Raw genomic sequence first — 14,020 nt, forward strand, 5'->3', positions numbered from 1 at the left:
GAAGGACCTCGCCTCTACGATGGGCCGATGGCATCGATCAAGCAGGTCCAGGTCACCTTCGACTGCGCCGAGCCCGCGCGCGTCGCCCGCTTCTGGTCCGAGGTGCTGGGATATGTCGCGCCGCCGCCGGAGGGGTTCGCCACCTGGGAGGATTTCGATCGCGCGCAGCCGCCCGGGGCGCCGGGTCCGGCGTTCGCGTCCTGTGCCGATCCCTCGGGGGCGGGCCCGCGGCTGTACTTCCAGCGCGTTCCGGAGGGCAAGGTCGTCAAGAATCGGGTCCATCTCGATGTGCGGGCCGGCGCCGGTCTGGTGGGGGAAGAGCGGCTGGCCGCGCTGGAGGCCGAATGCGCGCGGCTGCTCCCGCTCGGAGCGGTACGCGGGCAACTGCTGCTCGCCGACGGGGTCAACGAGTCGTGCCTGGGGATGCAGGACATCGAGGGCAACGAGTTCTGTCTCGACTGACGCGGCCGAGGGGGCTCAGAGGCGTTGGCCGGTCAGGCCGGAGACCCGCAGCGTGATGTTCAGGCGGCCGGTGAGGCCGAGGGCCGGCGGGGAGGTGCCGGGGTGGGTGCGGGGGACGGCGTGGTGGGCGAGGCGGGAGGCGGCGCCGAAGACGAAGGCGTCGCCGCTGCGCAGTTCCGTGTCACGCCAGGGCCTGCCCCGGGTCTCGGTGTTGCCGAAGCGGAAGACGCAGCTGTCGCCCAGGCTCAGCGAGACCACGGGGGCGGGCGAGCGTTCGTCGCTGTCGCGGTGCATGCCCATCGCGGCGTCCGCGTCGTAGAAGTTGATCAGCGCGATGTCGTACGGCGCCTCGGCCGGTGGCAGTCCCGCGGCGGCGACCGCCCGGCGGGCCAGCTCTCCCAGCCCGGGCGGGAACGGCTTCACCGGGGCCCCGTCGCCGTCCACCACGGTGCGCGCGTACCCGTAGGGGTACCAATGCCACCCCAGGCTCAGCTGGCGTACCGACATCTGGCCGCCGCGCGGCATCCGGACCGTGCGCAGCCCGGCCGGTGGCCTCGCCCAGCGGCGGCAGTCGGCCAGCAGGCCGCGGTGCTCGTCGAGGCCGAGCCAGCCGGGCAGATGGACGGCGCCGGGCGCGATCTCGGCCGGCGGGCGTGCGAACAGCTCTGCGTCCATCGGACCGCCGGGCCCGTTACTTCTCGCGGATGACGATGAAGTCGGCCAGCGCCACGAGCTGTTCCCGGACCTGCTGGGGCATGTCCAGGCCGTCCAGGGCGCGCAGTGCGGTGTCGTGCTGGCGGCGGGCCTCGTCCGCGGTCCACTGCCGGCCGCCGGCCTCCTCGATCAGGGCGGCGCGGGCGGCGAACTCGGCCTCGTCGAAGTCGGCGAACTCTTCCGCGCTCTTCTTCGCGTCGGCCGTCAGCAGCGCGGTCAGCTGCCGGGCCGCGCCGCCGGAGGCGGCCACGGCGGCGGCGACCGGCAAGGACTTCTTGCGCTGCCGCAGATCGCTCCAGGTCTGCTTGCCGGTGGCGGCCGGGTCGCCCCAGATGCCCAGCAGGTCATCCACCGCCTGGAAGGCGAGCCCCAGATGCTGGCCATAGGTCTCCAGCGCGTCGGCGGTGGCGTCGTCCGCACCGCCGAGCACCGCGCCGATGGAGGCGGCGCAGGCGAGCAGGGCACCGGTCTTGTTGCCCTCCATCTCCAGGCATTCGGCGACCGAGACGAACTCCCGGTGTTCGAAGGAGATGTCCTGGGCCTGGCCGTCGATGAGCTTGCGGGAGGCGACGGCCAGCCGGCGGGCGGCGCGCGCCGCGCCCGTACCGCCGGCCTCCAGCAGCACCTCGTGGGAGATGGCGAACAGCGCGTCACCGACCAGGATGGCCTGGGCGGGGCCGTGCACCTTCCAGACGGTGTCGCGGTGCCGGCGCTGCTCGTCGCCGTCCATCAGATCGTCGTGCAGCAGGGAGAAGTTGTGCACCAGCTCGACCGCGACGGCCCCCGGCACGCCGGTCTGCGGGGTGGCGCCGGCCGCCTCCGCGGAGAGCAGGGCCAGCGCCGGGCGGACCGCCTTGCCGCCGTCACTCGCGGACTCCTGGCCGTGGGCGTCGATCCAGCCGAAGTGGTACGCGGCCACCGTGTTCATGGGCGGGGCCAGCCGGTCGACGGCGGCGCGCAGCGCGGGGGTGGTGAGGGTACGCCCGCGTTCCAGCAGGGCGTTGACCGCGGTGTCTCTCATGGGGTTCTGTTCTCCAGTGCTGCGGATGTCGCGGGTGTAGCGGTGAGCGGGTGTCAGGTCCTCCTGGTGATGGACCCTCGCGGAGCGTTCCGCAGTGGTTCCGGCCCGGGGCCGGCGGATACCCCCCGGTGCTGCCTCGCTCGCCGGGTATCCGGCATCGAGCGTACCTGGGGCCCGGACCGGACCGGTCCCGCTTCCCCGGAGCCGGTCACGCCGTCGCGGCCCGGGCGGCGGCCAGGCCGCTGCGTACGGCGCCCTCCATGGTGGCGGGCCAGCCGGTGGCGGTCCAGGCGCCGGCCAGGAACAGGCCGCGGGCGGCGGTACCGGCCGGCGGGCGCAGCCGGGCGGTGCCGGGGGCCGGGGCGAAGGTGGCGGTGCGCTCCCGGGTGACGAAGAAGTCCAGCACCCGGGCGCGGGCGGCGCCGGGGAGCAGCCGTTCCAGTTCGGGGAGGTAGCGCTTGCGCAGCACCTTGGCGGGGAGGTCGATCTCCTCCCCGGCGGCGGACTGGGACAGTGCCAGGTACTGGCCGCCGCCGGTGAGCCCGGAGGGGGTGGTGCGGTCGAAGACCCACTGCACGGGGCTGCCGAGCGCGGCGAAGAACGGGGCGCGCAGCACGGGGCGGTCGTACACCACGTGCACGTTGAGGATCGGCGCGTCGTCCAGGGCGAGCAGCCGGTCGGGGTCGGGCAGGGCGCCGGGCGGCAGCAGGCCGTGGGTCTCGCGCTGGGGTACGGCCAGCACGACCACGTCGGCGGTCAGGGTGTGCGGGGTGTCGTCGCGGCCGGTGATCGCGGCCTGCCAGCCGCCGTTCCCCTCCTCCGGGTGGTCGGCGCGGCGCAGTGCGCGGGCCTTGGTGGCGAGCAGGGTGCGTACTCCGGCCCGGTCCAGGGCGGCGGCGGCGAGGGTGTCGTGGAGGCGGCCCAGGGGCACTTCGGGGATGCCGATGTCGGCGGCGCCGGGCGCGGTGAGCAGTCCGGTGCGGAAGACCTTGGCGGCCAGCGCGAGGGAGACGTCGTGGGCGCGGGCGTTGAGGGTGGCGACGCCGACCAGGTCCCACAGGGCGTCGATGGTGGCCTGGTTCTGGCCGTGCCGGTGCAGCCAGTGGCCGAAGCTCTCGGTGTCCAGCGCCGGGTCGGCGGGGTCCAGGCGGCGCAGCGCGAGGGCGGCGCGGCCGACGGTGGCGCGTTCGGCGAGGGTGAGGTGCGGGTAGCGGGCCAGTCCGGCGGCCAGGTGCAGGGGTACGGGGGCGGCGCTGCGGCGCAGCCGGCCGACCTCGCGGGTGTCGGCGTGCAGGACGGGGACATCCATCCGGCGCTGCACGGGGGCGAGCGCGGTGCCGCCGATCCGGCGCAGAAAGCCCTGGTAGGCGGTGCAGCAGCGCAGGTAGACGTGCTGGCCGTTGTCGACGGTGAGGGGTCCGGCGGGGCTGTCGCGGGGGAAGGAGAAGGCGAGGCCGCCGAGCCGGGGGCGGGCCTCGGTCAGGGTGACGGACAGTCCGCGGTCGGCGAGGGCGAGCGCGGCGGTGGTGCCGGCCAGGCCGCCGCCGATGACCAGGGCGCTGGTCACGGGTGGGCCTGCCGGGCGATGCGCCGGGCGTCGAGGCCGGCGAGGCCGCGCACCGCGACCAGGGCCTTCTCGGGTGCGGGCAGCGCGACCCGGCCGCGCAGTACGGCTGCGGGGTCCTCGGCGATGCGGTCCAGCAGCCGGTGGTAGATGCCGGCCATGGCGGCGACGCAGGCGCCGGAACGGCGGTCCAGCATGGGCAGCAGTTTGAATCCCTCGGCGAACAGTTCACGGGCGCGCTGGATCTGGAAGCGGACCAGGGCGTTGAAGTCGCCGCCGGCCGCCGCCGGGTAGTGGCGCAGTTCCTGGGCCGTCTCGGGGCAGGCGAACTTCCGCAGGTCCTCGGCGGGCAGATAGACGCGGCCGTTGCCGGCGTCCTCGCGCACGTCGCGCAGGATGTTGGTGAGCTGGAGGGCCAGGCCCAGGGTGTCGGCGTACTCGGGGGCGCGGGCGGCGCCCCGTACGCCGGGTATGGTGCCGAAGACGCCGAGCGAGAGCCGGCCGATGGCGCCGGCCACGCAGCGGCAGTAGAAGCGCAGATCGTCCCAGTTCTCGTAGGTGTGGCCGCGGACGTCCATCAGGACCCCGTCGATGAGTTCGTCGAGGCCGCCCAGCGGGATGGGGAAGGTGGCGGCGGCGTGCGCCAGGGCGAGGGCGACCGGGTCGGTGGCGTCGTCGGGGACGGTGCCGGCGCGTACCTGGTCGAGCAGGGCGCGGCACTCCAGCAGCCGGGTCTGCTTGGTCGCCGGGTCCAGGGTGCCGTCGCCGATGTCGTCGACGCGGCGGGCGAAGGCGTACAGGGCGGACAGGGCGCGGCGCTGCGGGGTCGGCAGCAGCCGGATGCCGTAGGCGAAGTTTCTCGCCTGCCGGCCGGTGATGGTCTCGCAGTAGTGGTACGAGGCCAGCACGGTGGAGGGCAGGGGCGGGTGGTTTCTCACGGGGTCTTCACGGAGTACTACCCTCACGTCCCTCGTCGCAGTGTCGTTCCCGCCGCGTACAGCAGGCCGCTCTTGGTGGGTTTCGGCGCTGATGCCAGGACGTCGTAGCCGGCGTCGGCGATGGCCTGGGCCGCCGCCCTGCCGCCGCCGACGAATCCGGCGAGCAGCAGCCGCAGCCGCCCGTGGACGCTGCCCACCAGGGGGGCGCCCTCATCGAGCAGCCTACGTGCCCGTTCGGTTCCGCAGGCCACCAGGGTGCGCACCGAGGCGGACGCGGTGGGGGCGGCGAGGTCGGCCTCGGTGACGTGGAAGCGCCGCATGTCCTGCTGCGGGAGGTAGATGCGGTCGCGGGCGAGGTCCTCGGCGACGTCCTGGAGGTGTTCGACGAGCTGAAGGGCGGTGCAGATGGCGTCCGAGCGGCGCACCCGCTCGGGGGTGGCGGTGCCGGTGATGCCCAGGACCAGCCGGCCCACGGGGTTGGCGGAGTACGCGCAGTAGTCGAGAAGCTGCTCGTGGTCGGCGTAGCGGGTCACCCGCTGGTCGATGCGGTTGGCCTCGATGAGGTCGAGGAAGGGCTGGGGGGTGAGCCCGGTGCGGCGCACGGTGGGGATGAGGGCGCGCAGCAGGGGGTGGCGGGGCGGGGTGGCGCCGTGGGCGCTGGCGAAAACGCGGTGCAGGTCGGTTTCGAGGGCGTCCAGCAGCGGCAGCGGCTCGTCGGCCAGGGCCGGGTCGTCGATACCCAGCGCGCGGGCGTCGGCGCCGCCGGGGGCGAGGTCGCGGTCGCCGATGTCGTCGACAAGCCGGGCGTAGCCGTAGACCGCCATCAGGTCCTGGCGCCAGGCGCGGGGGACGAAGGCGGGGGCCACGGGGAAGTTCTCGTGCGCGGCTTTGGAGAGCACCGCGCGGGTGGGCTCGTCGGTGGCCTTGGCCGTCGTCATATCCGTCTTTCTACCGTGGGGTGCGCATGGCCGCGGCCCCGGACACGCGGTCCGGGGCCGCGGCCGTGCGGCTACTTGCCGGTCTCTTCTTCGTATGCCTTCATGACCGGCTCGGTGGGGCCGTCCATGACGAGTTCGCCCTTCTCCAGCCACAGCACCCGGTCGCAGGTGGACCGGATGGACTTGTTGTTGTGGCTGACGAGGAAGACGGTGCCGGCTTCCTTGCGCAGTTCCCGGATGCGTTCCTCGGAGCGGCGCTGGAACTTCTTGTCGCCGGTGGCGAGCGCCTCGTCGATCATCAGGACGTCGTGGTCCTTGGCGGCGGCGATGGAGAACCGCAGCCGGGCGGACATCCCCGAGGAGTAGGTGCGCATGGGCAGGCTGATGAAGTCGCCCTTGTCGTTGATCCCGGAGAACTCGACGATGCTCTGGTAGCGCTCCTTGATCTGCTCGCGGGTCATCCCCATGGCGAGCCCGCCGAGCACCACATTGCGTTCACCCGTGAGGTCGTTCATCAGGGCGGCGTTGACGCCCAGCAGGGAGGGCTGGCCGTCGGTGTAGACCTTGCCGCGCTCGGGGGGCAGCAGCCCGGCGATGGCGCGCAGCAGGGTGGACTTGCCGGAGCCGTTGGAGCCGATGAGGCCGATGGCCTCGCCCCGGTAGGCGGTGAAGGTCACCCCGCGCACGGCGTGCACCTCGCGGACCCGGGAGGAGGGTTCGCGGCGGATGATGCGGCGCAGCGCGGCGGTGGCGTTGCCCTTGTTGCCGCCGCCGTAGACGCGGTAGACGATGTGCACGTCGTCGGCGATGACGGTGGGGACCCGTTCCAGCTCGTCCGCCGGGAGGGGGGTGGGCAGGGGGGTTGGGTTCTCAGCCACGGCCGTACCGCTCCTCCGCCTTCCAGAAGTACACGAAGCCCCCGATGCCGAACAGGATCGCCCAGCCCAGTGCGTAGGCCCAGGTGAGGCCGGGGACGCCACTGTACTGGGGGCTGTCGATCAGGGCGTAGCGGATCAGGTCCATGTAGACCGCCGCCGGGTTGGCCTCCAGGACGTCGGCGGCCCACAGCGGGACTTTGTCGCTGTCCTCGATCATGGCCCGCAGCGGGAACATGACACCCGAGGCGTACATCCAGGTGCGCAGCACGAACGGCATCAGCTGGGCCATGTCCGGGGTGTGGCTGCCGAGCCGGGCGAAGATCATGGCCAGGCCGGCGTTGAAGAAGAACTGGAGGAACAGGGCCGGGAAGATCAGCAGCCAGGTCCAGGTCGGGCGGTGTCCGAAACTCATGGTGATGGCCGCGAGCACGATCATCGAGTAGAGCAGTTGCTGGAGCTGCTGGAGGGAGAAGGCGATCGGAAGGGAGGCCCGGGGGAAGTGCAGAGCACGGACCATGCCAAGATTGCCCGAGATGGACTTGACTCCCGACATGACCGAATTCTGGGTGAAGGCGAAGACGAAGACACCTGCCACCAGGAACGGGACGTAATTGCGGACGCCCATTCCGCGGTCGACCTGAAGGATCATCCCGAAGATCAGGAAGTACACCGCGGCGTTCAGCAGGGGCGTGGCCACCTGCCACACCTGGCCGAGTTTCGCCTGGCTGTACTGGGCGGCGAGCTTGGCCCGGGAGAAGGCGGTGATGAAATGCCGCCTGGCCCACAGCTGCCGTACATAGGCGGGCAGGGAGGGCCTGGCGCCGCTGACGGCCAGACCGTGTCTGGCCGCCAGTTCTGCCAGCGGAACGGCGCGTGGGGGCGCGCTGGCGCGCGTGGTCTCACTCAACGTTGAAACTTTCGTCCTCGCAGGGCACAGCCGTATGGGATCCGGGGGTGATCCGGCCCCTGGATGGTCTCAGACCCGAGCTTGTCAGATGACGGGAGGTCGGCCCAGCCGGGTCAGGCGCCATACCGTACGCCACCGCATCGGCCGCCGGGACCCGGCGGGGGTACGCCAGCCCTCGGCGAATCCGCCGAACCACGCCTTCAGCGCGGTCCACGAGGGCCGGCGCAGCAGGGTGAGGAGCAGCCAGACCCCCAGATAGACCGGGATCAGCGGCAGCGGCAGATTGCGCCGTGCCAGCCAGACCCGGTTCCTGGCCACCATACGGTGGTAGTGCGCGTGCCGGGAGGGGGCGGTGGTGGGGTGGTGCAGCACCAGATCGGCCCGGTAGTCGATCTGCCAGCCGGCGTCCAGGGCCCGCCAGGCCAGGTCGGTCTCCTCGTGGGCGTAGAAGAAGTCGTCGGGGAGCCCGCCGACCTGGGCGAACACCTGGGTGCGCACCGCGTTGGCGCCGCCGAGGAAGGTGGTGACCCGCGAAGAGCGCAGCGGGTCGGAGGCGCGCAGCCGGGGCACGTGGCGGCGCTGGGTGACGCCGGTGTCGGGGTCGGCGATGCGGAAACTCACGATGCCCAGCTGCGGGTCGGCGGCGAACGCCTCCCGTACGGCTTCGGCGGTGCCGGCGTCGGGCAGGCGCCCGTCGTCGTCGAGGAACAGCAGGATGTCCACGTCGCCGCCGCCGGGGCCGAACGCCTCGATGCCCACGTTGCGCCCGCCGGGGATGCCCAGGTTCTCCGGGAGTTCCACGCAGCGCACCCCGTCGGGCAGCCCGCTGACCGGGGCGCCGTTGCCGACCACCACGGTCCGTACGGGGGCGCCGTCCTGGCCGGCCACCGAGTCCAGCAGCGCGCGCAGCTCCGCGGGCCGGGTGCCCATGGTGATGATGACGGCCCCCACCGTCAGCTGCGCGGTGCCCACGGCGGTCACCGCAGCCTGCTGGAGGCCAGGATGGACACCAGGTGCAACAGGGTCTGGACGACGGCGATGGCGGCCAGCACGGCCACCCCGAGCCGGGTGAAGAACAGGTCGCCGCGTACCAGGTCGAGTACGGCGACGGCCAGGATCAGCAGCGACGCCTCGACGCCGCCGACCAGCCGGTGGAACTTCAGCGCGGCGGCGGCCTTGCGGGCCAGCGCGAGACCGGCGGAGCGGGGTGCGGCTGCCTCGTCCTTGACGGCGGGCAGTCCGCTGCGGGCGCGGGCCACGTCCACCAGGTCGGTCTCGGCCTTGATCAGGATGGCGCCCAGCGCGGCGACGGTGCCGATGAAGGCCCACAGCCAGTTGGCGGCACTTCCCTCGACGGCGAAGACGTCGGCGGCCCGTACCCCGAAGCCGACCAGCAGCGCGGCCTCGGCCAGGTAGTGGCCGACCCGGTCCAGGTAGACGCCGGTGATGGAGGTCTTGGCGCGCCAGCGGGCGACCTCGCCGTCCACGCAGTCCAGCAGCAGATAGAGCTGGATGAGCAGGGCGGCCAGCAGCGCGCCCGCGATGCCCGGCACCAGCAGGACGGCGCCGGCCGCGACGCCGGCGACGACCATGAGGTACGTCAGCTGGTTGGGGGTTATCCGGGTGTTGACCAGGTGCCGGGTCCAGCGCAGCGAGATCTCCCGCATGTACAGGCGCCCGGCCCAGTGCTCTCCGCTGCGCCGGTCCTTGACCCCTTCGGGGTGCACGACCGGGCGGAGTTCAGCTACTGATGGTTTTGACATAGTCGGCGTAACGGTCCCGGATCTCGTCGGTGGTCAGGTCGAGGTGTTCGAGGATGGTGTAGCGGCCCGGCCGGGTCTGCGGAGCGAACTCCACGGCCCGGACGAACTCTTCGGTGGTGAAGCCGATCTCGTCGGGGAGTACGGGCAGCCCGTGGCGCCGCAGCACCTCGGCGATCAGCGCGCCCTCCTCGACGGCGCCGCGCAGATGCATGGCGAAGGCGGCGCCGAGGCCCACCTGTTCGCCGTGCTGCGCGGAGCGGTGCGGGTGGAGCAGGTCCAGGGCGTGGGAGATCTCGTGGCAGGCGCCGGAGGAGGGCCGGCTGTGGCCGGCGATGGACATGGCGATACCGGAGAGCACCAGGCCCTCGGAGAGCACGGTGAGGAAGCCGTCGTCGCCGCAGCCGGCCGGGTGCCGCAGCACCGCCTGGCCGGCCTGCCGGGCCATGGCGGCGGCCAGTCCGTCGATCTGTTCGCCGGTCTCGCGGTGGGAGAGTTCCCAGTCGGCGATGGCGGAGATGTTGGACAGGACGTCGCCGATGCCGGAGCGGACGAAGCGCACCGGGGCGTTCCGGATGACGTCGAGGTCCACCACGATGGCGATGGGGGTGGGCACCCCGTAGGAGCCGCGCCCGGCGTCGTTGTCGAGGATGGAGATCGGGGAGCACAGGCCGTCGTGGGCGAGGTTGGTGGCGACGGCGACCATGGGCAGTCCGACCCGGGCCGAGGCGTACTTGGCGGCGTCGATGATCTTGCCGCCGCCGAGGCCGACCACGGCGTCGTAGTGCCCGGCCCGCATGGCGTCGCCGAGCGCCACCGCGTCGTCCAGGGTGCCGCCGGCCACCTCGTACCAGTCGGCGCCCGGCAGATCGGCTTCCAGACGCTCGCGCAGGGCGGCGCCCGAGCCGTTGCTGATGGCGACCGCGAGCCGGCCGGACGGGGAGACCCGCTGGTCGGCGAGGAGGCCAGCGAGGTTGTCCAGGGCGCCGGCCCGGATGTCGACGGAGACGGGTGAGGGGATCAGCCGGGTCAGTAGTGGCATGCGATCTCCCGTCCCCGGGCGAGGTCGTCGTGGTTGTCGATCTCGACCCAGCTGACCTCGCCGATGGGCGTGGTGGAGACGGTGATGCCGCGGTCGGCCAGTTCCTGGTAGCCGTCCTCGTAGTACAGCTGGGGGTCGCGCTCGTAGGTGACGCGCAGCGCGTCGGCGAGGTCGGCGGCGGCGCCCGGTTCGATGAGGGTGACGCCGATGTACTCGCCGGTGGCCTCACCGGGCGGCATGAGCTTGGTGATCCGCCGCACCGCGCCGGCGTCGTCGGTGACGACCTTCATCTCCTCGTCGGCGAGCTTCTTGACGGTGTCCAGCGCCAGGATGATCCGCCGGCCGGGGCCGCGGGCGGCGAGCAGGGTCTTCTCGACGGAGGCGGGGTGCACGGTGTCCCCGTTGGCGAGGATCACGCCCTCGGCGATGATGTCGCGGGCGCACCACAGGGAGTAGGCGTTGTTCCACTCCTCGGCCTTGTCGTTCTCGACCAGGGTGAGCTTGACGCCGTAGCGGCGCTCCAGGTCGGCCTTGCGCTCGTGGACGGCTTCCTTGCGGTAGCCGACGACGATCGCGGCGTCGGTGAGGCCGACCTCGGCGAAGTTGGCGAGGGTGAGGTCGAGGACGGTTCTGGAGTCCGCCGACCCGGGTGCGACGACCGGCACCAGGGCCTTGGGCAGGGTGTCGGTGTAGGGGCGCAGACGCCGTCCGGCGCCGGCGGCCAGCACGAGACCGATCATGCGGGTTCTCCTGTCTCATCGTGTACGGCGGGTGCGGCGGAGGAGATCCAGAAGCGGATGCTCTCCGCCAGCACCAGCAGCGCGAGGGCCCCGGCGAGGGCCGTCAGCGCGAGGGTGAAGTGGTCGGTGCCGGCGAACGCGACGGCGGCGGCGACCACCAGCAGGGTGCGGCCCTCGTGTCCGCCGGCCGCCCGCACCAGGGCGCGCGGGGGCGCGCCGGCGCCGCCGCGCAGCCGGTAGACGGTGTCGTAGTGGTGGTAGGCGACCGCGGCCAGCAGCCCGAAGGCGGCGGGCAGGGCACCGAAGCTGTCGCTGCGGGCGGCGAGGATCAGTACCGCGCCGTACTCCCCCAAGCGGAACAGCGGAGGCAGCAGCCAGTCCAGCGGCCGGGTCAGCGGCGCGGCGGCGGCCCGGCCGGCACACACCGCGTACAGGGCGGCTGCCGCGAGCGCACCCCAGCTGCCGCCGGCCCCGGGGAGCAGAAGTATCCCGAGCAGCGCGACGGTGCCGAGCCCGGCCCACAGCGGGGCGGCCAGGGTGCCGGTGGCGCCGGGCAGCGGCAGGCGGGCGACGGTCTCGGCGAGGGGGCCGTTGTCCGTCAGGCCGGCGAGGGCGCTCGCCGCGCGCTCGCCACCGGTGGTCCTGCGGCGGGAGCGCAGCAGGCGGCCCGCCGTGGTGTAGCAGGCGGCGAAGCCACCGGCGGCCAGCAGGACGATCAGGGTGATGCGCGGGGTGGTGAGGGCGGTGAGGACGGCGATCAGGGCCCAGCGTTCGCCGATGGGCAGCACGATCATCCGGCGGGCCCACACCGTCCAGCCGATGGAGTCGAGCCGGCCGGACAGTGCGGCGGCGGGGCTGGCGGGGGTGCCGGAACCGCCGCCGGTGGCGGCGGTGTTGGCCTCGTTGAAGGAGAAGTCGACGATGTGGCGGCAGGTCTGGAGGATCATGGCGCCCAGCGCGAGCGCCCACACGTCGTCGCCGCCGCGCGCCGCGCCGAGGGCGAGCCCGGCGTAGTAGGCGTACTCCTTGGCGCGGTCGAAGGTGGCGTCCAGCCAGGCGCCGAGGGTGGAGTACTTGAGGGCGTAGCGGGCGAGCTGGCCGTCGGCGCAGTCCAGGACGAAGGAGAACAGCAGCAGCGCGCCGGCGGCGACGAAGCCCCCACGGGTGCCGGTGGCGGCGCAGCCGGCCGCGATGAGCGCGGTGAGCAGCGAGGCGGTGGTGACCTGGTTGGGGGTCAGTCCGCGCCGGGCGCACCAGCGGGCCAGGTAGCGGGAGTAGGGGCTGATGAAGTGGGTGGTGAAGAAGCCGTCGCGGGACTTGACGGCGGAGCGCAGCCGGACCGCTTCCTCGTCGGTGCCGGCGATGGCGGCGGCGGCCGTGGCGCGTTCGGTGTCGGTGCGGGGCACGGCGGCGGTGAGGGTGCCGAGTTCGGGGCGGTGCACGGGGCAGCCGGCCTCGGTGAGCCGCTCGGCGAGGGTGTCGACGAGGACGTCCGGGTCCTGGTGGGTGGTGGTGGAGCCGGTGGCGGCGGGCACCTGGGCGGCCGTACGCTCGACGGCGGCGCTCAGCGCGCCGCGGGCGGGTCCGGTGACGGTGAGCGCGCCGGGGACGGCGGCGGCGGCGAAGCGCGGGTCGGTGAGGGCGAGGCGCAGGCTGTGCCGGTGTCCGGCGAAGCGCGGGTCGACCAGGGCGACGCGTTCACCGGGTGGCAGGTCGGCGAGGGCGGTGCCGAGCGCGGTGGTGCTGTCGGCCACCGTGACGGTGAATCCCAGCGCGGTCAGGTCGGCTCCGAGCACAGACCCGGGAACGGGCGGACCGGTGAGGATCGCGGTCGACAGCTGAACTCACTCCTTGAGGGGGCAGAACCCGCTTGTGTACGGGCTGCACGAGGGCTGAGATTATCCGATCGCCATCGTGCGGCAAGCATGGCGTCGTGGCCAGGAAACCCCGAGTTCATCCAGGAGGCAAAACCGGCGCCGGTGATGACATTACGCGACGGTGCGGCTACGGTGCGCGCGGCGGGTGGCGGGCCGGATAGGCTGACGATCATGACCTGGCTGATCACCGGCGGGGCCGGTTACATCGGGGCGCATGTGGTGCACGCCATGACGGCGGCGGGCGAGCGGGTGGTGGTGCTTGACGACTTCTCCACCGGCCAGGACGACCGGCTGCCCAAGGGGGTGCCGGTGGGCCGGGGTTCGGTGCTCGACCGGCCGCTGCTGGAGCGGGTGCTGGCCGATTACGGGGTCACCGGGGTGGTGCATCTGGCGGCGCGCAAGCAGCCCGGGGAGTCGGTGGAGCAGCCGCTGGGGTACTACCGCGACAACGTGTACGGGCTGACGGTGCTGCTGGAGGCGGTGGCGGCGGCCGGGGTGGGGCGGTTCGTCTTCTCGTCCTCGGCGGCGGTGTACGGCACCCCGGAGGTGGAGCTGGTGACGGAGGACACTCCGTGTGTGCCGGTGAATCCGTACGGGGAGACGAAGCTGGCCGGTGAGTGGCTGGTGCGGGCGGCGGGGCGGGCGCACGGCATCGCGACGGCCAATCTGCGGTACTTCAATGTGGCGGGGGCGCGGGAGCCGGCGCTGGCGGACACCGGGGAGTTCAACATCATCCCGATGTTCTTCGGTCGGCTGACGCGCGGTGAGGCCCCGTTGATCTTCGGTGACGACTATCCGACGCCGGACGGTACGGGGGTGCGGGACTACGTCCATGTCGCGGATCTGGCGGACGCGCATCTGGCGGCGGCCCGGGCGCTGTCCGAGCCGGGCCGGGATCTGACGGTGAACATCGGTACCGGGGTGGGGGCGTCGGTGCGGGAGATCGCCGATCTGGTCGCCGGGGTCACGGGGTTGACGAAGCCGGCGCCGAAGGTGGTGGCGCGGCGGCCGGGCGATCCGGCGAAGGTGGTGGCGTCGGTGGCGCGGGCGCGTGAGCTGCTGGGATTCACCGCCTCGTACACGCTGCCTCAGATGGTGTCCTCGGCCTGGGACGGCTGGCGCTTCCACCATCCGAACACGTAGCAGTCGGTCAGGGAAATCCGCAGGTCAGAGCACATG

14 protein-coding genes are annotated in these 14,020 nt (G+C 72.9%); 2 read left to right on the top strand and 12 right to left on the bottom strand.

Annotated elements, in window-relative coordinates; all coding sequences use genetic code 11:
• Window positions 1-27 precede the first annotated feature (27 nt).
• Window positions 28-462 carry a VOC family protein gene (locus AC5WRL_RS18415; RefSeq protein ID WP_496089664.1) on the top strand — a complete coding sequence of 145 codons (435 nt, stop codon included), beginning with the start codon at window positions 28-30 and terminating at the stop codon, window positions 460-462.
• Between the two features lie 15 nt (window positions 463-477).
• On the opposite strand, the gene AC5WRL_RS18420 is transcribed toward AC5WRL_RS18415, so the two are convergent.
• The 12 genes from AC5WRL_RS18420 to AC5WRL_RS18475 form a co-directional block, all read right to left on the bottom strand.
• Window positions 478-1,137, bottom strand: coding sequence for an alpha-ketoglutarate-dependent dioxygenase AlkB family protein (locus AC5WRL_RS18420; protein ID WP_496089665.1), 660 nt, complete (start codon window positions 1,135-1,137; stop codon window positions 478-480).
• Between the two features lie 16 nt (window positions 1,138-1,153).
• Complete coding sequence (locus AC5WRL_RS18425) at window positions 1,154-2,197, bottom strand: polyprenyl synthetase family protein (protein WP_496089666.1); 1,044 nt, start codon at window positions 2,195-2,197, stop codon at window positions 1,154-1,156.
• Between the two features lie 208 nt (window positions 2,198-2,405).
• Window positions 2,406-3,764 carry a hydroxysqualene dehydroxylase HpnE gene (gene hpnE, locus AC5WRL_RS18430; RefSeq protein WP_496089667.1) on the bottom strand — a complete coding sequence of 453 codons (1,359 nt, stop codon included), beginning with the start codon at window positions 3,762-3,764 and terminating at the stop codon, window positions 2,406-2,408.
• Complete coding sequence (hpnD, locus tag AC5WRL_RS18435; protein ID WP_496089668.1) at window positions 3,761-4,699, bottom strand: presqualene diphosphate synthase HpnD; 939 nt, start codon at window positions 4,697-4,699, stop codon at window positions 3,761-3,763. The genes hpnE and hpnD overlap by 4 nt, the downstream gene beginning before the upstream one ends.
• Before the next feature lie 23 nt (window positions 4,700-4,722).
• Window positions 4,723-5,637, bottom strand: a complete 915-nt coding sequence (gene hpnC, locus AC5WRL_RS18440; protein ID WP_496089669.1) for a squalene synthase HpnC — start codon at window positions 5,635-5,637, stop codon at window positions 4,723-4,725.
• Window positions 5,638-5,708: 71 nt separating this feature from the next.
• Complete coding sequence (locus AC5WRL_RS18445) at window positions 5,709-6,515, bottom strand: ABC transporter ATP-binding protein (RefSeq protein WP_496089670.1); 807 nt, start codon at window positions 6,513-6,515, stop codon at window positions 5,709-5,711.
• Complete coding sequence (locus AC5WRL_RS18450; protein WP_496089671.1) at window positions 6,508-7,422, bottom strand: ABC transporter permease; 915 nt, start codon at window positions 7,420-7,422, stop codon at window positions 6,508-6,510. The genes AC5WRL_RS18445 and AC5WRL_RS18450 overlap by 8 nt, the downstream gene beginning before the upstream one ends.
• 84 nt (window positions 7,423-7,506) lie before the next feature.
• Complete coding sequence (locus AC5WRL_RS18455; protein ID WP_496089738.1) at window positions 7,507-8,379, bottom strand: glycosyltransferase family 2 protein; 873 nt, start codon at window positions 8,377-8,379, stop codon at window positions 7,507-7,509.
• A gap of 20 nt (window positions 8,380-8,399) precedes the next feature.
• A complete protein-coding gene (locus tag AC5WRL_RS18460; RefSeq protein WP_496089672.1) occupies window positions 8,400-9,185 on the bottom strand; it encodes a CDP-alcohol phosphatidyltransferase family protein in 786 nt (261 codons plus the stop codon).
• Window positions 9,163-10,224, bottom strand: a complete 1,062-nt coding sequence (locus AC5WRL_RS18465) for an iron-containing alcohol dehydrogenase family protein (RefSeq protein ID WP_496089673.1) — start codon at window positions 10,222-10,224, stop codon at window positions 9,163-9,165. Before AC5WRL_RS18465 ends, AC5WRL_RS18460 begins: the two co-directional genes overlap by 23 nt.
• On the bottom strand, window positions 10,212-10,964 hold the full coding sequence (locus AC5WRL_RS18470; RefSeq protein ID WP_496089674.1) for a phosphocholine cytidylyltransferase family protein: 753 nt from the start codon (window positions 10,962-10,964) through the stop codon (window positions 10,212-10,214). The genes AC5WRL_RS18465 and AC5WRL_RS18470 overlap by 13 nt, the downstream gene beginning before the upstream one ends.
• Complete coding sequence (locus AC5WRL_RS18475; protein WP_496089739.1) at window positions 10,961-12,802, bottom strand: DUF5941 domain-containing protein; 1,842 nt, start codon at window positions 12,800-12,802, stop codon at window positions 10,961-10,963. Before AC5WRL_RS18475 ends, AC5WRL_RS18470 begins: the two co-directional genes overlap by 4 nt.
• Before the next feature lie 210 nt (window positions 12,803-13,012).
• Here AC5WRL_RS18475 and galE point away from each other — a divergent pair, with 210 nt between their 5' ends.
• Window positions 13,013-13,984 (top strand): UDP-glucose 4-epimerase GalE, encoded by a 972-nt coding sequence (gene galE / locus AC5WRL_RS18480; protein ID WP_496089675.1) that lies wholly within the window; start codon window positions 13,013-13,015, stop codon window positions 13,982-13,984.
• Window positions 13,985-14,020 lie beyond the last annotated feature (36 nt).

Source organism: Streptomyces sp. NTD107, from assembly GCF_059510435.1.

What these genes read in the sequence shown, in the direction of transcription:
- galE (WP_496089675.1), top strand. Translation starts at nt 13,013, where the DNA reads ATGACCTGGCTGATCACCGGCGGGGCCGGTTACATCGGGGCGCATGTG.
- hpnC (WP_496089669.1), bottom strand. Translation starts at nt 5,637, where the DNA reads ATGACGACGGCCAAGGCCACCGACGAGCCCACCCGCGCGGTGCTCTCC.
- AC5WRL_RS18465 (WP_496089673.1), bottom strand. Translation starts at nt 10,224, where the DNA reads ATGCCACTACTGACCCGGCTGATCCCCTCACCCGTCTCCGTCGACATC.
- AC5WRL_RS18415 (WP_496089664.1), top strand. Translation starts at nt 28, where the DNA reads ATGGCATCGATCAAGCAGGTCCAGGTCACCTTCGACTGCGCCGAGCCC.
- AC5WRL_RS18425 (WP_496089666.1), bottom strand. Translation starts at nt 2,197, where the DNA reads ATGAGAGACACCGCGGTCAACGCCCTGCTGGAACGCGGGCGTACCCTC.
- AC5WRL_RS18420 (WP_496089665.1), bottom strand. Translation starts at nt 1,137, where the DNA reads ATGGACGCAGAGCTGTTCGCACGCCCGCCGGCCGAGATCGCGCCCGGC.
- AC5WRL_RS18460 (WP_496089672.1), bottom strand. Translation starts at nt 9,185, where the DNA reads ATGTCAAAACCATCAGTAGCTGAACTCCGCCCGGTCGTGCACCCCGAA.
- AC5WRL_RS18470 (WP_496089674.1), bottom strand. Translation starts at nt 10,964, where the DNA reads ATGATCGGTCTCGTGCTGGCCGCCGGCGCCGGACGGCGTCTGCGCCCC.